Genomic DNA, 20,519 nt, shown 5'->3' on the forward strand with positions numbered 1-20,519 from the left:
AAGTCATTCCTAAAATAAAATATTTATTTACCTTCATTAACTCTCTTTTTTAATGCTTTACAAGAATTAAATTTAACTACTCGCTTTCTAGGAATAGCCATCGGTTCTGAATTTTGTGGATTTACTCCCGGTCGAGCTTTGCGGTATTTAATAGTAAAAGTTCCAAAGTTACGTAGTGTTACTTTTTCTCCTTTAATTAAAGCAGTAGCAATTTTATCTAAGATAAATTCTAACACTTCTTTGTATTCTTTTTCTGATAATTCTAATTTTTTTTGTACAGCTCGTGCTATCTGACTTTTTTGCATAAAATTTTCAACCCTTTCTTCACCAATTACCATAAGTATGCTATAAAAACATGCCTTAAATGATACTTATTATTATATAACATTTTTTAAAAAAACCTTATTTAATGAAAATTAAAGACTAGTAAAAAAATAAGATTTGAATATATAAATTTATATGTTAATTAACATGTGCAAAGCAAAAAATCTTTACATTCATTTTCTTGTATGTTAAAATTCAAAAAATAAGTAAATAACTATTTCGGAGGTACTAAGATATGCAAATGAAAAATTTATTAAGACTTATGGGTGCATTAGCCCTAACAACAGTAGCTACTACTTCAGTTGTAGCTTGTGGTGATCAAACTGTAGTTAATTTAGATACAGTATTAAAAAAGAAAGAATTAGGTCCAATTTCAGTTGTTGATATTACTAAACCAACTGAGAAAGAACTTAAAGAAGCTATTAAAGCAGTTCCAGAAAATAAAAACATGTCAATATCGAGTGAAAATTTCCCAAAATACTTATCAAAAAAACTAAATTATTTTGGGAAATTTAAACTATTTCAGTAAAATACACAAATTTTAAATAATCCTGAAAATTTTAGTTTCTATTTTTTATAATATAGAAATATTTAATATTTAAAAATTTATTAATTATAATATTGTTAAAAACTAAATATAGTTTTTAACCCATTGTTTTATTTTTAAACAAATAGGTTTTTATTTTGAAAGGATAGTTTATATGGAGACCAATTCATGAAATGATAGTATGCTATCGGTAATTATTAATAACATAACTACTTTACCATCGGTAATCTCAACTCCTGTATCAAAAATATTCAATAAAATAACAACAACTGAAATGACAAATTTCAATAATCAAACTAATAATGCTAATAATACTAGTACTGAACTTTTTGAAACAAAAAAAGATATATGAACAAATATTAAAAATTATTTAACTAATTTTTATGAGTCAGATTATTTTTGACCAACAACAGGTTTTATTGGTTATGGATTAATTACAACATCAATTATTATTGGTTATTGTATTTATAATTGTAAAATAAATAACAATAAAAAAAACTTATTAAAAGAACTTGAAAAAGAAGAAATAAATTCAATGGAGTTGACAAATCAACCTTCAACTAGTGGATATAATAATCGTGCTTTTTTTGCCTAAATTTTTTCAATTAACAATGAAAGTTCTTTTTTTCTAGTATTTTATAAAATACTAGAAAAAAATAAAAAAAGAGTTACTAATGCTCTTGGATTTCAAAAAGACAAATCAAAAGTAAACAGTGAAGCTTCAACAAGCAAAAGTCAAAGTTCTAGTAGAAAATCACAAAAAAATGTAAAAGAGGAAGATATTGAATTTGTAATCTCTTTATATCTTTAAAATCAATTTTAAAGCACCAAATTTGCTCATATACAAACATTTTAAAAATTTATATGGTTTAGTATTCAAAAAATGTAAATCTTATATAACTTTAATTAGGAATTATTGATATCCATATCTTCAAGGATGATTTTTATTGGGTATATAAACTTTTTTAGTTTTTATCAAGTTGTCTTTAATAATTGGTTTTAGTGCTATTTCTTTTAGTTCATATATTTGATTATTGTAACTAAGATATAATTCATTAATAAACGATTTAAGTACAATTACATCAATTCGAGATTGTATGTATTGAACTTTGTTATTTTTATAAGGAAAATATTTTTTACCATAATATGTTATAGTTGAACCACTATCTGTTTTTCTTTTAGAAAATCTTGAAAGATAAATATTTATTTCTTCTTGTGTAGGAGCTTTAACCATAGCAGATTTATTATCATCAATAGGAAAGGCAAACTGTTTATTAAAAACGTTTATGTACATTTTGAGAAATTGATTAGCTTCATCTAATGTTTTAATTTTATTAAGTCGTAATTCACTAATTAATCGACTTTGAAGTGTTCCAAATAAACGTTCAATTCTACCTTTAGCTTGTGGAATTGAAGTTCTAATTATTTCAACACCCAAATCATTACAGCATTTTTGGAATTGAGTATAAGTGTCATTTTCTGTGTTTATTTTACCTGAATCAATTTTTTTCTTATATCCAAAAACTGTTCTATTATCAGTATAAAATGTTTTTGGTATGCCATAATTAGTTAAAATTTGATAAAAAACATTATAATAACCATCTAATGTTTCTTGATGATCAAATCATAGTCCAACAATATTTCCTGTAGCATCATCAATTGCAGCATGTAAAAATGATTTTGGTTTATCGTTACCAAATCAATGATGATTACTTGCATCCATTTGAATTAATTCACCAAAATTTGTTCTTCGATTTCTTGTTGGATGTAAGTTATTTTTTTTATTTTTATGTCTTTTTGGTGAAGTAATTTTTTCTTTGATTAATATAGTATAAAGTGTGCTATATGAAATTTTAATTTTTTCTTCATTCATTAATTTCTCATGAAAATGTTGAAAATTAAAATTATAATATTTTGTTTTATACAAGTTGATAATCTTAATTTTGATTTCAAAATTTGTTGCCTTATTAGAAATTGTATTGCGAGATTTATGAATAAAACCAACTTTACCTTCTCTATTAAAAATTTGAATTAATTGGTTAATTCTTCTAATAGTTAGATTAAGTTTATTCTTGGCTTGATGTTTAGATAATTTATTAATAATAATATCATTTATAATTTTGTACTTATATTTTTCTTTCATAGTCATGCTTCTTTCCATTTTTATCACCAAGTATATTTAACTTCACTTTTGGGAAATTTTTACTCGATAACTAATAGGAAATTATCACTAAATAATGACACAGAAAATAAAAACATTGATTTAAATGGTATTACAGTTAAAGTTAATACTCCTGAAAAAGAGGGAGATCCAATTACTAGTGCAGTAGTTACTCCTGATGGTAAAATTTATAATGGTGATTCAATAACTATTACATTTACATTAGCACATAAAAAGACAGATGTTGAAGTTACAACTGATATTAAAGCAGCTTTAGAAAAAGGTGTTGATGGTAAATCATTAAATGATTCACAAAAACAAAGTGATGCTAAAGATATTATTACAGCAGCAATTAAAAAAGTTACTGATGAAGATAAAGCTAGTGAAGCAACATTTACTTTTGATAAAGAAGATACAGATTTAACTGTAGGAGATAATACAGTTAATATTAAAGTTACACTTGGGCAATCAAAAGATGTTGCAGTTGCTGTTAAATTAACTGGTGTAACAGCACACGAATAAGAAATATAATATTTTATTATAATTAAAATGACACAATTTAAATTGTGTCATTTTTTTCTAATTATTTTTCAAAATTTATTTGACTATTACTATTAAAAACTGGTATTATACTTATTGGACTAAATTTTGATACACTAGGAATTGTGTATATAATTAATTCTTTAAAATCATAAAGGAGGCTAACGATTAATGCCAACAATGAACCAACTATTACGTAAAGGACGTACAGATAAAAAATACAAATCTAAATCACCAGCGTTAAATGTTTCATATAATTCATTAACAAAAACAACTTCTTCAATTAGCAGTCCGCAAAAAAAAGGTGTAGCGCTTGTAGTTACTACAAGAACACCAAAAAAACCTAACTCAGCTTTAAGAAAAATTGTTCGTGCTCGTTTAACTAACGGTATGGAAGTTACTGCTTATATTTCTGGAGAAGGTCATAATTTGCAAGAACATGCTATTGTTGGAATCCGTGGTGGAAGAGTTAAAGACTTACCTGGAGTTAGATACCATGTTATTCGTGGGTATTCTGATACTGCCGGAGTAGTAAATCGTAATCAAGGTCGTTCTAAATACGGAACTAAAAAACCAAAAGATAAGAAATAAGGAGGTAAAACTAAATGCGTAAAAATCAAGCTATTAAAAGAGAATTAGTTGCTGATCCAATTTATGATTCAAAAATTGTTACTCAATTAATTAACGCCATTATGATTGATGGTAAAAAAAGTGTAGCTCAAAAAATTGTTTATAATTCTTTTAAAATTGTTGGAGAAAAAACCCAACAAGTACCATTAGAAGTATTTGAAAAGGCAATTGCTAATATTACACCACAATTAGAAATTAAAACTCGAAGAATTGGTGGTGCAAACTATCAAGTTCCTATTGAAGTTAGTGCTACTCGTAAGATAACTTTAGCAATTCGTTGATTAGTTTCTTATTCACAAGCAAGATATGGTAATAGTATGCAAGATAAACTTGCAGCTGAGATTATGGATGCTGCTACTGGTAATGGTTCATCAATTAAAAAACGTGATGAAATTCATCGTATGGCTGAAGCTAATAAAGCCTTTGCTCACTATAAATGATAATAAAGGAGAGAGAAAATGGCAGAAAAATCAGGTCGAGAATATTCACTAGCAAATACTAGAAATATTGGAATTATGGCTCATATTGATGCTGGTAAAACTACAACAACAGAAAGAGTTTTATATCATACTGGTAAAATTCATAAAATTGGTGAGGTACATGAAGGTGCCGCAACTATGGACTGAATGGAACAAGAACAAGAACGTGGTATTACTATTACTTCAGCTGCAACAACTGCTGTTTGAAGAAATAATCGAATAAATATTATTGATACTCCGGGTCACGTTGATTTTACTGTTGAAGTTGAACGCTCATTAAGAGTTTTAGACGGAGCAGTTGCTGTATTAGACGCGCAAACTGGAGTTGAACCACAAACCGAAACTGTTTGAAATCAAGCAACTAGGTATAATGTACCAAGAATTGTTTTTGCAAATAAAATGGATAAAATTGGGGCTGACTTTGCTCATTCAATTCAAACATTAAAAGATCGTCTTGGTGCTAATGCTCATGCAATTCAATGACCAATTGGTGCAGAAGATGCTTTTGATGGAATTATTGATATAATTGAGATGAAAGCATACCATTTTGATGGTAAACCAAATGAGGATTATAAAGAAATTGCAATTCCTGAAGAACTTAAAGATGTTATTGCAAGTAGACGTGAGGAATTATTAGAAGCACTTTCTCACTTTGATGATGATTTCTTTATGAAATATGCTGAAGGAGAAGTAACTGTTGCTGAAATTAAGACAGTAATTCGTAAAGCAACAATTGCTGCTGAGTTTTTCCCAGTATTATGTGGTAGTGCCTTTAAAAATAAAGGTGTTAAATTAATGTTAGATGCAGTTATTGATTACTTGCCTTCACCATTAGATGTACCTGCAATTAAAGGAATATTACCTGTTTCATCAAAAGAAGTAGAACGTCATTCTAGTGATGAAGAACCTTTCTCAGCGTTAGCATTTAAGATCATGACTGACCCTTTTGTTGGAAGATTAACTTTTTTTAGAGTATATTCGGGAACATTAGAATCTGGTAGTTATGTATTAAACTCAACTAAAGAAAAAAAAGAGCGTGTTGGTCGAATTTTACAAATGCATGCCAATAGTCGTGCCGAAATTAAAAAGGTTTATGCTGGTGACATTGCTGCTATTGTTGGTTTAAAAGATACAACTACTGGTGATACATTATGTGATGAAAAACATGAAGTTATTTTAGAAAAAATGGTCTTTCCAGAACCAGTTATTTCATTAGCGCTTGAACCTAAAACAAAAGCTGATCAAGAAAAAATGAGTTTAGGTTTACAAAAACTTGCAGAAGAAGATCCAACATTCCGTGTTTCATCAGACAAAGAAACAGGACAGACAATTATTTCAGGAATGGGAGAACTGCATTTAGACATCTTAACTGATCGTTTAAAACGTGAATTTAAAGTAGCAACTAACATTGGAAATCCACAAGTTGCTTATCGTGAAACAATTAAAGCAGTTTGTGAACGCGCTGAGGGTAAATATATTCATCAATCAGGTGGTCGCGGCCAATATGGACATGTTATTATTAAATTTGAACCAAATCCAGATAAAGGATTCGAGTTTGTTGATAAAATTGTTGGTGGTAAAGTGCCACGTGAATACATTAAACCAGTACAAGAAGGATTAATTGAATCATTAGCTAATGGTTTAATTGCAGGATATCCAGTTATTGACGTTAAAGCAACATTATATGATGGTTCATTCCACCCTGTTGACTCTTCAGAACGTGCCTTTAATATTGCAGCTTCTAAATCTTTACAAGATAATAAAGATTTATTAAAACCAGTATTATTAGAACCAATTATGAATGTTGAAGTTATTATTCCAGATGAATATTATGGTTCTATTGTTGGTAAAATTTCTGGTAAAAGAGGTACTATCGAAGCAGATGAAATGCGTGGTAATAGTAAAGTTGTTAAAGCTAAAGTGCCTTTATCTGAAATGTTTGGTTATGCTACTGAATTACGTTCAATGACCCAAGGACGCGGAACATATACAATGTCTTTTTCACACTATGAAGAAGCACCAAAATCAGTTGCTGAAGCAGTTGCTGGTAAATATCAAAAAGGAAGAATTACTAAAAAATAAAATAATTTAATTGAAAGTATAATAACTTTACTTTAAAATTATCTTAGTGTTTAATTTAATTAAATAAAAATAAGTATTAATTATTTCCAAGGAGGAAACAAAAATGGCAGAAAAAGAAGTAAAAAAATCAAAGCCTGTATCAACAGGCCCAAAACAAAAATTTGAACGTACAAAACCGCACGTTAATGTTGGAACAATTGGTCACGTTGATCACGGAAAAACAACATTAACTGCTGCAATTACTAGTTATTGTTCAAAACATGAAGCAGATGGATATAAAGGTATGTTTAAGGACTATGCTTCTATCGATGCTGCTCCAGAAGAAAAAGCACGTGGTATTACTATTAATACAGCTCACGTTGAATATGAAACACCAACTCGTCACTATGCACACGTTGACTGTCCAGGTCACGCCGACTACATTAAAAATATGATTACAGGTGCAGCTCAAATGGATGGATCAGTGTTAGTTGTTTCTGCAACTGATGGTCCAATGCCACAAACACGTGAACACATTCTATTGGCACGTCAAGTTGGAGTTAAAAAAATTGTTGTATTCTTAAATAAGTGTGATATGGAAAGTGTAGACGATGACGTATTAGAACTTGTTGAAATGGAAATTCGTGAATTACTAACTAAGTATGAATTTGAAGGTGATGATACACCAATTATTCGTGGTTCTGCAAGAGGAGCATTAGATGGTAAAAAAGAATGAGAAGCAAAAATTAAAGAATTATTAACAGCAATGGATGAATGAATCCCAACACCAAAAAGAGAAGTTGATAAACCAGTATTATTAGCTGTTGAAGATGTTTTCACTATTACTGGACGTGGAACAGTAGCTACTGGAAGAATTGAACGTGGAACTTTAAAAGTTAATGATGAAATTGATATTATTGGTATTAACAAAGGTCTTAAAAAAGTTGTTGTTACTGGTATTGAAATGTTCAGAAAATTATTAGATGAAGCACAAGCTGGTGATAACGTTGGAGTATTATTACGTGGAGTTAAACGTGAAGATATTCAACGTGGACAAGTTATTGCTAAACCAGGATCAGTTACTCCACATACTAAATTTAAAGGTGAAGTTTATATTCTAACTAAAGAAGAAGGTGGACGTCATACTTCATTTAATCCGGGATATCGACCACAATTTTATTTCCGTACAACTGATGTTACAGGAAGTATGGGAAACTTTATTAATAAAGGTGAAAAATCGGAATTAATTATGCCAGGTGATAACGTTACTATTACTGTTGAATTAATTCACCCAGTTGCCCTTGAGAAAGGTACTCAATTCTCAATCCGTGAAGGCGGAAGAACTGTTGGAGCCGGACAAGTTACTGAAGTTATTGAATAATCACATTAAATCAAAAATCTTTATTCTCAAAAGAGAATAAAGATTTTTAATTAAAAATATTTTAGTAGTAAAATTAATTTATAGAAAAGAGATGACAAATCAATGCCTTATGTTAAAGAACTGGAAAGTCTAATTTTAAATCGTAAATCAATTCGTAATTATGATCCTAGTAAAATTATTAGTGATAGTAAAATTAACGATATTCTTAACTATGTGCGTCATACCCCATCTTCATATGGTTTAGAACCATGAAAAATTTTAGTTATTAGTAATTCTAAAATTAAAGCACAATTGCAACCAATCATAAATAATCAACAACAAGTTAGTACTTGTTCACATTTATTTATTTTATTAAATTATAGTGGTGAAAATTTCAATACTAGTAATCAATGATTTGTTGATACTGTTATGAAAAGACGTAATTTAACAAAACCACAATACGAAATTTATAAATCAACATTTAATAATTTCTTTGATCATGACAAAAAAACACAAATAAATCATTGGGCACAATGTCAAACTTTTATTTTATTACAAAATCTTTTATTATTATTAACTGCTCATGAAATTGATAATGTTGTATTAGGTGGTTTTAATGAACAACAATTATTAACTTACTTAGAATCAAATAAGATTATTGAACCTAATAAGTATCATGTTACAATTTTAGTGTCTGCTGGTTATGGTTATCCATCAAAAACTAAAATTATTAAAAATGAAGTTAGTGAAATCAGTACGCTTATCAAATAAATGTATTAGAAAAGGTATTGCAATGGAAAAATTAAAAATAAATAACTTAGATATTGAATTAAATATTAATGTTATTGGTAAATTTTTAGATAAGATTGAATATCCAATTCTTATTTTTGATTTTGAGACTTTTCGTAATTTATTACATAAAAAAAAGAAAAATTCGTATGCTCATGATTTTGAAAAAATTTTTTCAATTGCATTATTAATTATTAATAAAAAAGAAGATTTAAGTGTTAGTAATTTGCAAAATAAAAAGTTATATTTATTCGTTAAAACTGTTATTCCACAGCCAAATATTTTAAATGAAGATTTAAAACTTATTAAACATCAACAACAGTTTTTTAAATTTTTAACTAATAAGTTATTAAAATATAACATTAAATCTTTGATTTTACTTGGTGCTAGAACTGAAATATTAATGTTAAAAAACTATTTGAGTTATCATAATGATGAAAGTAAATTCAAAAATAAAGTTAGTTATTTTTTTCAAAAACATAAAATTTTTGATTTATATGATATTTGAAATAATGATCAAGTTTTAAATTTACCTTTATATAAAAAAGGTTTACATCTTGATTTTGGTGCTACTAAAAAAACTTCAATACTAATTAAAAATAATAATGATTATTGTAAAATATTAAAAGAACAATTTTCATTAACAAATAATAATATTGGAAGAATTATTGATCAATATTTTTTTAAAAATATTTGTTTATTACCTAGTTTTACTACGCAAGTAGCAAATCATAATCAAAATGATGTTTTAATTGGCGCTGCAATCTTATCATTACTTTATACTTTTTGTGATAAATATTAAGAAAATAAAAAATATTAATTATTTAAATTAATATTTTTTATTACATTTTATTTTTTTAGTTCAAATTTTTTGGTATTTGTGAATTATATATTGTTGTATTTGTTGATAAAGGCATTAAATTATTAATTTTATTAACATTCAATCTTGTTTCACTATTTGAACTTACATCTTGAGTTTCTAAATTATCATTATTATTTGTTAATTTAAGTAAATTTTGAAATTGTTCTTCAAGTTCTGTTTTAGATTGACTAATTAAATAAGTATTTTCAAACACTGATTTTTTGCAAAGATATCAATATCCATCTTCATCTCAAATTAAAACATCTTCTTTAGTATATTGTACTTCTTTTTTAGTACCATTTGGACCCCAAGGTAGTGATAATTCTCCACTTTTATTATCTTTATTAAGATTAACTATTTTTATTTTAGAATCGGGATTTGCTCAAGCTTCCCCCTTACTTATATTATTAATAACTGGAATATAAGTAGTTTTAAATTTTTTTGGTTAACAACTCAATGTTCACCAATAACTCCTGTAATAATATAATCACCGCGATGACAAGTTACTGTTACTTTTTCTAGTGTTTAATTTCTAATGGGTTATTATCTTGATGTAATTGAAATTCATATTTTACAGTAGGGTTTTTAATACAAAATGTAACATTTGAATTTTCTGTATTTTCTTTAAATAACATATTTTCTCCTTCATCTTTTTGTTTTTTGAATAAAGACTTTATTTTAAAAATAAACATATAGTAAATTTTAAATTTCAATATTTATCTTTATTTTTTTAAAATAATTTAATAAAATTAAAAAAACTAATATATATATATATATATATTAGTAATGAACATTTAATAAATTATTATTAATAATATCATTTTAATATCTTTTTTAAAAATATTTTTGTAATTAAATTATTATATATAATTGTAAATTTGTAAGTAAAAGTAGCAATATTATAAATTAAAATCATAATGTTATGATTTACTAACACTCAAACTAATACCTAATATAAGGTGTACTTATGTTATAATTACTATAGTATATTGTTGACTCTTCGTTAAAATTAAGTTTGAAAAGGAGTACTAACTATGAAAATTGGAATTATTGGAGCATCAGGAAAATCAGGACTTGCCTTAACTAAAGAAGCTTTAAAACAGGGATATCAAGTTGTTGCCATTACTAGAAATCCTATTAAAATGCCAATTCTTAATAATGATAATCGATTGACCATTAAAAAAGGTGATCTTACTAATAAAAGTAGTATTAAAGCGGTTGTTAATGATGTTGATATTTTAATTAGTGCTTACGGCCCTACTATTGATAATCCCCAAAATATTCATCAGCAAGTTGCTAAAAACTTAATTACTATCATGCATGAATGTCAAAATATTAAAAGGTTATTAATTGTTGGTGGTGCTGGTAGTTTGTTAAATGATAAGAATGAAATATTAGTAGAAACAATTGCATTTCCTGAAGCATGAAAAGAGCATGCACAACAACAAGTTCAAGCATTAGATACTTATCGTAGCAGTGACATTAATTGAACATATTTTAGCCCTTCTTTATACTATGACCCAGAATTACCAACTTTAGGCAAATTTAAAATTGGTAACAATCACTTAATTGTTAATAAAGAAGGAAAAAGTGAAATTAGTTATGGTGATGCTGCAATTGCTATTATTAATGAGATTAAAGAACAAAAATTTATTAAAAAACGTTTTACAGCGGGTTATAATTAATATTTTGTTTGAAAGGATATTAGACAAATGTTAAAACTTACAAAAGAACAAATTTTACAAAAAACGATAACTTTAAATAATGGTGTCAAAATTCCTCAATTTGGATTAGGTACATATTTAATGGTTGATAGTAAATCTATTTATAATTCAGTAATTTGTGCTTTGCAAAATGGTTATCGTCATATTGATACTGCAGAATATTATAAAAACGAGGAGATAATTGGTAATGCAATTAAAGATTTTTTAGCAGAAAATCCAGAAGTTAAAAGGGAAGATTTATTTATTACTTCTAAAATTTGAAATGACAATCATGAATATGAACTTACTAAAGATGCTTTGCGTGGTATCCTGACTCGTTTAAAACTAGATTATTTAGATTTATGTTTAATTCATTGACCAACTAAACAAAGTTTTGAATGTTGAAGAGCCTTAGAAGAATTTTATGAATATGGTAAAGTTAGGGCAATTGGTGTTTCAAATTTTAATAGTTCACAATTGAAAGATTTTTTTAAAAAAAATAAAAATAAAACCAGCAATTAATCAAATTGAAACACATCCTGGTTTTAATCAAAAAAACACAATAGATTTTTGTTACGAGAATAATATTGCTGTTACTTCATGAAGAACAATGCTAGGTGGTAGAGCAGATGAAATACCATTATTACAAGAATTAGCAAATAAATACAAGGTTACTACTAGTCACATTGCTTTAAGATGAGCTTGACAATTGGGTCAAATAGTTATTCCTAAATCAACTAATCCAGAGCGAATTATTAGTAATCCCGATATTGGGGGTTTTCAACTAACAGAAGAAGAGATGTTAAAAATTCAAAAATTACCACAAACTGCTTTAGGGCCACAATCTAATGATAAAAAATTTTGAAAAGGAATTATGATGGATTAAATTTAAAAAGGGGGTTAAATAATTGTGATTTGAAATGATTCAACTAAGGAATTAGCAAAAAAATTAAATACTAATTTTGTTACAGGTTTAACTGAAGAAGCCGCAGCTCAATTGCTAATAGAAACAGGACCTAATCAATTACCAGTTACGAAAAAAAAACCAATTTGAAAAATAGTTTTAGCACATTTTATTGAACCATTTGTTTTAGTATTAATTGCATTAGCAATTATTGCTACTGTTATTGGTCAATGACAAGAAGCATTAGTTGTTTTTTTAATTGTAATTGTTGATGCTACTTTGGCTACTTATCAAGAAGTAAAAGCTGCAGCTTCTTTGGACTCTTTAAAGAAATTAGTTTCTTCACAAGCAGTAGTAATTCGTAATGGTAATAAATACGATATTGATGCTAAAGATTTAGTGGTAGGTGATTTGGTTTATTTAGATGCGGGAATGTTTGTACCTGCTGATCTGCGTATTATTCAGTCTTATAATTTACGTACTAATGAATCACTTTTAACTGGTGAATCAACCTTAATTAGTAAAACTACTGAAGCATTAACTGAAGAAAAATTATCAATTGGTGAAAGAACTAATCTTGCTTTTATGTCTACTTCTATTGCGACAGGTAGTGGTCTTGGTTTAGTTTATGCAACAGCAAAAACTTCTGAAATTGGAAAAATAACTAAGTTATTACAAGAAGAAAAAGAACCTAAATCACCATTAACGCGACAAATGTCTTTTTTAATTAGAATAATTTCGGTTTTTGCTTTATTATTAGGTTTAGCTATGTTTTTATTACAATTTTTCTTAATTAAAGTACCTGCTATTAATGCTTTAATTTTTGGAATTGCTTTAACAATAGCAGTAATACCTGAAGGTTTGCAAGTTATTGTTACCGTTTCATTATCACTGGGAAGTTCAAGAATGGCAAAAAAACATGCTATTGTTAAACATTTACCTGCTGTTGAAACATTAGGTAAAGTTGATATTATTTGTTCTGATAAAACCGGAACTTTAACACAAAATAAAATGACTGTTAAAAAATATTATTTAACAAAATCAGTTAATGATAGTAATGACTTTAAAAAGAAAAATAAGCAAGAACAATTATTTTTAGATTGTTTAGTATTATGTAATAATAGTGAAGTTAGTAAAAATAAAACTATTGGTGATCCAACGGAAGCAGCACTTATTAATTGATCAGAAACATTAAAGTTTCCAACAAAGGCACTTAGTGATAAACATACTCGAGTTCATGAAATACCTTTTGATTCCAATCGTAAATTAATGTCAACAATTAATGAATACGATAAAGAAACTTATGTTTTTGTTAAAGGTGCGGTTGATAATATGATTAATATTTGTACTCATGCGCTTATTAATAACGAAAGGGTAGTATTAACTGCACAAATTAAAAAAGAAATAATTGCAAGTATGGAAGAAATGTCAAATTCAGCATTACGTGTTTTGGGAGCAAGTTATAAAACTGTTAATAATACGAAAGATTATAGTAATATTAGTGAAATTGAAAGTAATTTAACTTTTTTAGGATTAGTTGGAATGATTGATCCACCAAGAAACGAAGTTAAAGATTCTTTAGTTAAAACTAAAAAAGCAGGTATTGATACAATTATGATTACTGGTGATCATTTAAATACTGCTGTTGCTATTGGTCAAGAATTAGGTTTGATTGAAAATAAAACACAAGCACTTAGTGGTAATACGATTGATGATATTCCAGAAGAATCATTTAATGCTAATATTAATCAATATCGAGTTTTTGCTCGTGTTTCTCCTGAACATAAAGTTAAGATTGTTAAAGCATTGCAGAGTCATAATAAGGTTGTTTCGATGACTGGTGATGGTGTTAATGATGCTCCTAGTTTAAAAGCGGCAGATATTGGAGTAGCGATGGGTATTACGGGAACTGATGTTGCTAAAGAATCTTCACAAATAGTATTAACTGATGATAATTTTGCTACTATTGTTGATGCTATTGAAGAAGGACGCAATATTTACAGTAAAATTAAAAGAATTGTTATTTTTATTTTAATTACTAATATGGCCCAAGTATTTTCAATTGTTATTGGTGCTATTTTTGGATGAAATGAATTATTGCAACCAATTCAAATTTTATGAATTAATTTAATTGTTGAATCTGTTATTGCAATTCCAATGTCAATGGGACCTAATAACCCTGATTTAATGCTTAGAAAACCAACGAAACGGAATGATATAATTCTTACTGGTAGTTGAGGATTTATTGGTATTGTTAGTATAATATTAAGTACCTTATTACTATTAGCTTTTCATTTTTTACCTCAAATTTTACGTGAAAATAATAGTGAAGGTTTTGTTTTTGTTTTTGTTATAATGACTAATGCTCCTGTTTTTTATGCATTTTCTTTTGTTTTAGGTGCTAATACAAGTATTTTTAATAAGATTACTTGAAAAAATAAATATATTTGAGTTGCGGCGATTAGTGCTTTTGCTATTAATACTTTTATTATTTTTACACCTGTTGTTAGCAATGCTTTTGGTATTGGTGCTGGTTTTCGGGCAGTTGATTGATTACTTTGTATTGCTTTATCAACAATACCAATGTGATTATTAGAAGTGTATAAAGGAATTAGACTTTTAGTTAATAAATTAATTAAAAAAGAACAAAATAAAGTAAAAGTTAAATAATATAGAATGGAAAATTAATAATGAGAATTATTCCGTATGAATTATTTAGTTATACACCAGATATGAGTTTAACTGCATTGCGTAAAGAACTACTAATGTATGATCATTGTTTAAATAAAAAAATTACAAATATGGCAATGCAACCATTTTTAGACTTGGAACGCAACTATTTTAATTTACTTTTATGTAAATGAGAATTAGAAATGAAAAAACGAAATCATTATGTTAATTCATTATTTAAATGTTATACTAAATACAATGATTTTGAATTTGTTGCAACTCCTGATTTTTTAATTATTGAATGTTGTATACAATGAGATTTAAAAGGTTTTCAACCATATAAATGTAATTTAAATTGATATGAAATTATGATGATGACAATTAAAAATAAAGATAAAATAAATAAAGATTTTTATGAACAACTTTCTTTGTGGTATAAAGAAATGTTTATGAAAATTAATGATAATGGTTCTTTTAAACCTAAGAAATTAAATATGAATGTTGTTTTTGAAAAAATAAGTAATTTTTTATTAACAGCATAATAGTTTTTGAAAAAAATTTTGATTTTATTTTATAATTAAATTATAAAACACTCTAATAGAATGGAAATTTTATTTTTGAAAAATAAAATTAAAGATAAAGTATATAAATATGTTGAAAAATTTCTCTTTGAAAATAGAGAAATATGAAATAGATTCGTTTTTATTAATGAAAATGGAGTTAATAAAAAAATTTCTTTAATGAAATTATGAGATTTAATAAAAACAAAAAAACAATATGAAGATTTAGAAAAATTGTTTTGAAATGAAATAAATAAATATTATTTAGAAGTTATAGAAATTAATTTAAAAGATAATTTTAATATTTTAATGGAAAGTTTAAACTTTTTACAAGATAATTGATTTTTTAGTAGTATTTTTTTTGAAGTTAAAGGAAATTTAATATTTATCTTTAATAAATTAAATTTTTTAATTTCCAATAAAGAAATTTTGGAATTAAAAAATAATGATTTATGAATAGATTTACCTTCAAATCAATTAGTTTATGAAATAAATTCTTTATTTTTATTAAGTTTTTCTTTATCCAATAAAACTAATTTTAATTAGTCCATATCAAAAAATTAGTTATTTTCCTCACTTAATTTCTACTATATATTTAGTTTTGTGATATCTTTATGAAATAGATTACTAAAAATTTATTTAGATAATAATTGGAAATTAGATATCTTTACCACTTTTAATTGTTTTAATATCTTTTTTTAACTGCTCTTTTAAAAATTTAATATCATTCTCACTATTTTTTACTTTTTTTAATGCTTCAATTTTAACTTTAGTATCTTTTTTTAATGCTTGAATCTTATCATTTTTTTCAGATCTAATTAACAATTTGGCTCCAACTTTCTTTGTTAAAATGTGTAAACCCCTAAAAGGGTATTTTTTTAATAAAAGTTTTTCATCTTCAATTAATTCTTGATTGCGAGAAGCAATAACAGTAGCTTGTAAACCACCAGAAATATTAACTGCAGTTCTGCCCATATCAAATAAACCATCTAAAGCACCAATAATACCATAAACAGCAGCATAATAGCTACCAAAACCAAGACCACCTAAAACACCAGCTGTTACAACAGCAGCAGTTCCTGGTACTCCCGCAATTCCTAATGAAGCAACTAATGTTACAATTAAGCCATTAATAAATAAAATAGCAATTGTTCAGTTGGGGAAATTACCAGGAAGGATAACACTAAATCATAAGAAAGATAAAATAATGCCAGCTTGCACTCCAGCACAGCCACTTAAACCTATTGTTGTTGAAAGTGGCATTACTGTATCACTACCCTCTTCTTTCACTTTTAAATCTTCTTTTAAGGTATTCATAGCAATTGGTAAAGCGGCATTAGAAGACTGAGTTGTAAAACCAGCAATAATTGGTTTCTGTGCTTTTAATAATCAACGATAAGGATTAATACCAAATAAATATAATGATAATAAATGTCATAAGAAAGTAATAAGTAGTGCTAAATAAGCGACTCCAATAATAATGCGAATATTAGCAAGTGCACCAATTGGTTGATTAATAATTGCTGTTGCTAGCATACTCATAACAGCAAATGGCATAATTTTAATAAACATCATTAATATTGAAATAATAATTTTTCACATTGTTTCTAAAGTGTTTCTTGCTTTGTCCATTCGTTCTTCATTATGCTTAGTTAGTTTTTTAATTGCAAATCCAATTAAAGCACCAAGGACAATGATTGGAATAATTAATGTTTGAGTAAAAACACCAATTAAGCTGCTAGGAACGTAACTAATGATAATTTCGGGAATTGTTTTGGCAGTAGTTTTATCGTAACTACCACCATCAGTTAAATTAAAACCTTGGCCAATTTTAAAAGCAATTCCTAGTCCAAAGGCAATAGTAAAAGCAATAGCCACATTTATTAATAAAATAGTAATACCAACTCCTGAAACTTTAGTTATTGTTTTTGAGTTACTATTTTTTTTACTAGTAATTCTAGCGATAGCTAAAAATACTAATGGAATAGTTAACATAGTAATACCAATAATAAAAATAGTTTTTAATAATTCAATTCAGTGTACAATTTCTGCAACTCAGGGTATATAGTCAGGATTAGGTTTTATTGGTGTTCCAGGTAAGTTAGGATAAGTAATGTTATGATTATTAAAACCAGTAATAGCTTGGATAATAATACCAAAAATTAGTCCTAATCCCATTCCAGTAAAAATACGAATTGGAAATTTAGGTTTAGTTTTTTTAATAAAAATAGAAAGTGCTAGGATAATACTAAAAAAGACAATTATCCCGATTAGACTTTGTCAGTGTGAAATACCAACAAAGTCTCTTAATAAGTTAATATTGTCATTACTAAGAGTTGTCATAGTTGCTACCTCATTCTTTTTATTTTTTATAGGTTATGACGATGTTACTTTTCTGCTTGCTATATGAATAATATCACTAGTACGAGCAAAAGGAGGTGAATAAACTAAATCTAAATTTTGTAAATCACGGATGTCCATTTTATTTCAAATGGCAGTAGCAAGAGCATTAATTCTTAATGTGGCATGATTATAGCCTGCCATTTGTGCTGCCAGTAATTGGAAATTTGTTTTATCATAAAATAGTTTCAAGTATAAAGGACGAGATTGTTTTAAGTATCTTGGTAGATCATAATCTTTAATATAAACACTACCAATTTTATTTTTATCAATCGTATCAAAACTACCAGTTTTTGTTATTTCTAAATTACCAACACGTAAAATACTTGATCCTAAAGTTCCTGGATATTTATGTTCTGGGTTTTTAATATTATCAGCAATAATACGTGCCATTTTATTAGCATTAGTTGCCAAGGGAACATATATTGATGATTTATCAAATTGACTATATATTTGTGCACAATCACCACCACTATACATATTTGAAAACTTTTTTGTAACATTTTCTTTAGAAGGAATTTGACAGAATTCGTTAATAATAATTGCTTTATTTTTATTTAATTCAATGTTGCTATTTTGTAAAAAATTCGTATTTGGTTCAAAACCAACTGCTAGTATTACTAAGTCACAAGGTATTGTTTTTCCATTTTTTTTATCACTTACACTTCTTAAACGCAAATTATTAACATTATTATGAGTCATCATTAGTTCTTCAACTTGATAGTTTAGTAAAATAGTGGCATTGTTTTTTGATTTAGTTTTATGATTAATATTTTTTTTGGTTAGTTCATCATAAATTAATTGGCTAAATTCTTTATCAACAACGTCTGCCATTAATCGATCTTTCATTTCAACGATTGTGACATCTTTTTTTTGTTTTAAGCATGCTTCTGCCATTTCCATGCCAATGAATCCACCGCCAATAATAACTATTTTTTTAGCATTTTTCATTGCTTTTTTTAGATTTATGGCATCTTCTTTAGTAAAAACATTATAAACATTATGTGGCAAAATACCATGACTAAAAGGTGGCGGAATTTTTGGTTTGGCTCCTGTTGCAATAACTAAGGCATGATAAGATACAACTTTTGCTTTAGTTTTATCGTCTGTTATTTTTTTGACATGAATTTCTTGTTTTGCTGTATCGACTTTAATAACATTTTGATTTAAATGAATTTTAATTTTATTTTTATTATTAGTTTTTTCTGAAAAATCTTTTTTTGTACGATCATTTAAAAGTTTTTTATCTTTAAATTCATTAGCAATATAATAAGGAATACCACAAGCACCAAGTGAAATATAGTTTTTTTCTTGATAAACATGGATATCAAAATTTTTATCACTATTTTTTTCACTACGTAATAATTTACTCGCAACTCCCATCCCAGTCGCGCCAGCACCAATAATAATAACTTTAATTTTCATTTTTATCATCGCTCCACTCTCATTAATTATAATATATATTTAATAAAAATATCAATTAATAGTGTTTATCTTAAGTATTGATTCATTTTTGAACAAATTCTAAAGTAGTGTCACTAATACCTTTATCAGTTACTAAATTATATTCATTAACAACTGTGTGGTCTAAATCACCAATTAAAAAACTTTGACCGTGGTTAGCATCAAGGATAGTGTATAATGAACTTTTTTTTGGTATTTCATATCGAATTTTTTCTTGAAATAATTCGTTAGCATTAGTGTAGTTAATAAAGTGATCATTTTGACCATGAAGAAATAACATTGGCATATCAGGTATTAATTTTAAATATTTAATTGGTTGTATTTCTTGTAAACCATCGACACCAAATGTTTTTTGTGCTTTTTTCCGGCTTAATTTCAGCATTAAATTAGTAGGTAAGAAAGCATAATTGTATAGTTTTTCACTATACGTACGATCTAAGCGACTAAATGTACAATCAGAAATAATGAATTTTACTTTTTGATTAATTTTATGTTTTGCATATAAATCGCTTCACATTACTACTGTTGCGCCACCTAATGAAAAACCATATAATCCTAAAGCAGTAGTTTCTTGCTTATATGTTTTACAACAGTATTCAATAATGTCTTGTAAATCTTGTGATTCTTTTAAACCAAAAGTTGTTGGTGATGCATCACTTTCACCATGGTTACGAGCATCATATCAAATAACATTATAGCCAGCACGTAAAAAAATGAAAGCCTGTTTAAATATTCAAAATCTTGTATTAGTTATTCCGTGTAATAAAATTATTGTTTTATTATTATTTTCATTTTTAAGGGGACTTTTTAAAAGATTACCGTATAATGTTAAATTGTCAATTGATGTTTTAATTGAAAAAGGAATTATATTTTCATGTTTTTCTAGGTATTCTCAATATTCAAAATACATTGGCCATTTTGCTAATTCAATTTTAACTTTCGGTTGAGATTGAGAATTATATTGCAAGCACGCTTTAAACATTTCAATTGAATTTATATTAACTTTTTGTCTTAATTTTATTCTATTAATACTACTTTGTTTCATTAGTTTTCCTCACATTTTAG

21 protein-coding genes are annotated in these 20,519 nt (G+C 26.7%); 15 read left to right on the forward strand and 6 right to left on the reverse strand.

Translation table 4 applies throughout. The annotated features are described in order from the left end of the window. Positions 1 to 23 precede the first annotated feature (23 nt). Entirely contained in the window at positions 24 to 305 is a 282-nt protein-coding gene (locus AACK96_RS00375) for an HU family DNA-binding protein (protein WP_174481356.1), read from the reverse strand. Between the two features lie 254 nt (positions 306 to 559). On the opposite strand from AACK96_RS00375, the gene AACK96_RS00380 reads away from it, so the two are divergent. Both AACK96_RS00380 and AACK96_RS00385 read left to right on the forward strand, forming a co-directional pair. Then, entirely contained in the window at positions 560 to 853 is a 294-nt protein-coding gene (locus AACK96_RS00380) for a hypothetical protein (protein WP_338974408.1), read from the forward strand. 199 nt (positions 854 to 1,052) lie between these two features. Continuing rightward, positions 1,053 to 1,466: a hypothetical protein gene (locus tag AACK96_RS00385; RefSeq protein WP_338973439.1), complete on the forward strand. Its 414-nt coding sequence runs from the start codon at positions 1,053 to 1,055 to the stop codon at positions 1,464 to 1,466. Between the two features lie 318 nt (positions 1,467 to 1,784). Here the strand turns inward: AACK96_RS00385 and AACK96_RS00390 are convergent, their stop codons facing one another. After that, positions 1,785 to 3,032, reverse strand: a complete 1,248-nt coding sequence (locus AACK96_RS00390; RefSeq protein ID WP_338973446.1) for an ISNCY family transposase — start codon at positions 3,030 to 3,032, stop codon at positions 1,785 to 1,787. 30 nt (positions 3,033 to 3,062) lie between these two features. Between AACK96_RS00390 and AACK96_RS00395 the strand changes: the two genes are divergently transcribed. The 7 genes from AACK96_RS00395 (at position 3,063) to AACK96_RS00425 (ending at position 9,693) form a co-directional block, all read left to right on the forward strand. After that, a complete protein-coding gene (locus tag AACK96_RS00395) occupies positions 3,063 to 3,554 on the forward strand; it encodes a hypothetical protein (RefSeq protein WP_338974410.1) in 492 nt (163 codons plus the stop codon). 189 nt (positions 3,555 to 3,743) lie between these two features. Continuing rightward, entirely contained in the window at positions 3,744 to 4,163 is a 420-nt protein-coding gene (gene rpsL, locus AACK96_RS00400; RefSeq protein WP_252320120.1) for a 30S ribosomal protein S12, read from the forward strand. Between the two features lie 14 nt (positions 4,164 to 4,177). After that, entirely contained in the window at positions 4,178 to 4,645 is a 468-nt protein-coding gene (rpsG, locus tag AACK96_RS00405) for a 30S ribosomal protein S7 (protein WP_174481359.1), read from the forward strand. Positions 4,646 to 4,660: 15 nt separating this feature from the next. Beyond that, positions 4,661 to 6,763: an elongation factor G gene (fusA, locus tag AACK96_RS00410; RefSeq protein ID WP_338974412.1), complete on the forward strand. Its 2,103-nt coding sequence runs from the start codon at positions 4,661 to 4,663 to the stop codon at positions 6,761 to 6,763. 103 nt (positions 6,764 to 6,866) lie between these two features. Continuing rightward, positions 6,867 to 8,123, forward strand: a complete 1,257-nt coding sequence (gene tuf / locus AACK96_RS00415) for an elongation factor Tu (protein WP_338961656.1) — start codon at positions 6,867 to 6,869, stop codon at positions 8,121 to 8,123. Between the two features lie 102 nt (positions 8,124 to 8,225). Continuing rightward, positions 8,226 to 8,873: a nitroreductase family protein gene (locus AACK96_RS00420; RefSeq protein ID WP_338974414.1), complete on the forward strand. Its 648-nt coding sequence runs from the start codon at positions 8,226 to 8,228 to the stop codon at positions 8,871 to 8,873. Then, on the forward strand, positions 8,848 to 9,693 hold the full coding sequence (locus AACK96_RS00425; protein WP_338974416.1) for a hypothetical protein: 846 nt from the start codon (positions 8,848 to 8,850) through the stop codon (positions 9,691 to 9,693). Before AACK96_RS00420 ends, AACK96_RS00425 begins: the two co-directional genes overlap by 26 nt. 55 nt (positions 9,694 to 9,748) lie before the next feature. Here the strand turns inward: AACK96_RS00425 and AACK96_RS00430 are convergent, their stop codons facing one another. After that, on the reverse strand, positions 9,749 to 9,967 hold the full coding sequence (locus AACK96_RS00430) for a hypothetical protein (protein WP_338974418.1): 219 nt from the start codon (positions 9,965 to 9,967) through the stop codon (positions 9,749 to 9,751). A gap of 820 nt (positions 9,968 to 10,787) precedes the next feature. On the opposite strand from AACK96_RS00430, the gene AACK96_RS00435 reads away from it, so the two are divergent. The 6 genes from AACK96_RS00435 (at position 10,788) to AACK96_RS00460 (ending at position 16,136) form a co-directional block, all read left to right on the forward strand. Then, positions 10,788 to 11,438 carry an NAD(P)-dependent oxidoreductase gene (locus AACK96_RS00435; protein WP_338974420.1) on the forward strand — a complete coding sequence of 217 codons (651 nt, stop codon included), beginning with the start codon at positions 10,788 to 10,790 and terminating at the stop codon, positions 11,436 to 11,438. 27 nt (positions 11,439 to 11,465) lie between these two features. Next, positions 11,466 to 11,978, forward strand: a complete 513-nt coding sequence (locus tag AACK96_RS00440; RefSeq protein ID WP_338974422.1) for an aldo/keto reductase — start codon at positions 11,466 to 11,468, stop codon at positions 11,976 to 11,978. Between the two features lie 88 nt (positions 11,979 to 12,066). Then, positions 12,067 to 12,342 (forward strand): aldo/keto reductase, encoded by a 276-nt coding sequence (locus tag AACK96_RS00445; RefSeq protein WP_338974424.1) that lies wholly within the window; start codon positions 12,067 to 12,069, stop codon positions 12,340 to 12,342. Between the two features lie 24 nt (positions 12,343 to 12,366). Beyond that, positions 12,367 to 15,030, forward strand: a complete 2,664-nt coding sequence (locus AACK96_RS00450) for a cation-translocating P-type ATPase (RefSeq protein WP_338974426.1) — start codon at positions 12,367 to 12,369, stop codon at positions 15,028 to 15,030. Between the two features lie 20 nt (positions 15,031 to 15,050). Continuing rightward, on the forward strand, positions 15,051 to 15,572 hold the full coding sequence (locus tag AACK96_RS00455) for a hypothetical protein (RefSeq protein ID WP_281748805.1): 522 nt from the start codon (positions 15,051 to 15,053) through the stop codon (positions 15,570 to 15,572). Between the two features lie 75 nt (positions 15,573 to 15,647). Beyond that, a complete protein-coding gene (locus tag AACK96_RS00460; RefSeq protein ID WP_338974428.1) occupies positions 15,648 to 16,136 on the forward strand; it encodes a hypothetical protein in 489 nt (162 codons plus the stop codon). Between the two features lie 111 nt (positions 16,137 to 16,247). Here AACK96_RS00460 and AACK96_RS00465 read toward each other — a convergent pair whose 3' ends face one another. The 3 genes from AACK96_RS00465 to AACK96_RS00475 all read right to left on the reverse strand — a co-directional run bounded on the left by AACK96_RS00465 (position 16,248) and on the right by AACK96_RS00475 (position 20,499). Then, positions 16,248 to 17,933 (reverse strand): dicarboxylate/amino acid:cation symporter, encoded by a 1,686-nt coding sequence (locus AACK96_RS00465; RefSeq protein ID WP_338974430.1) that lies wholly within the window; start codon positions 17,931 to 17,933, stop codon positions 16,248 to 16,250. Positions 17,934 to 17,966: 33 nt separating this feature from the next. Beyond that, the gene (locus tag AACK96_RS00470) at positions 17,967 to 19,415 is read right to left on the reverse strand and encodes an FAD-dependent oxidoreductase (protein ID WP_338974432.1); all 1,449 of its coding nucleotides are present in this window, start codon (positions 19,413 to 19,415) and stop codon (positions 17,967 to 17,969) included. A gap of 70 nt (positions 19,416 to 19,485) precedes the next feature. Next, complete coding sequence (locus tag AACK96_RS00475; protein ID WP_338974433.1) at positions 19,486 to 20,499, reverse strand: alpha/beta hydrolase; 1,014 nt, start codon at positions 20,497 to 20,499, stop codon at positions 19,486 to 19,488. Between the last annotated feature and the right edge of the window lie 20 nt (positions 20,500 to 20,519).

Origin of the sequence: Spiroplasma endosymbiont of Tricholauxania praeusta (assembly GCF_964019535.1) — a bacterium.
Lineage (GTDB): Bacteria > Bacillota_I > Bacilli_A > Mycoplasmatales > VBWQ01 > Spiroplasma_E > Spiroplasma_E ixodetis_A.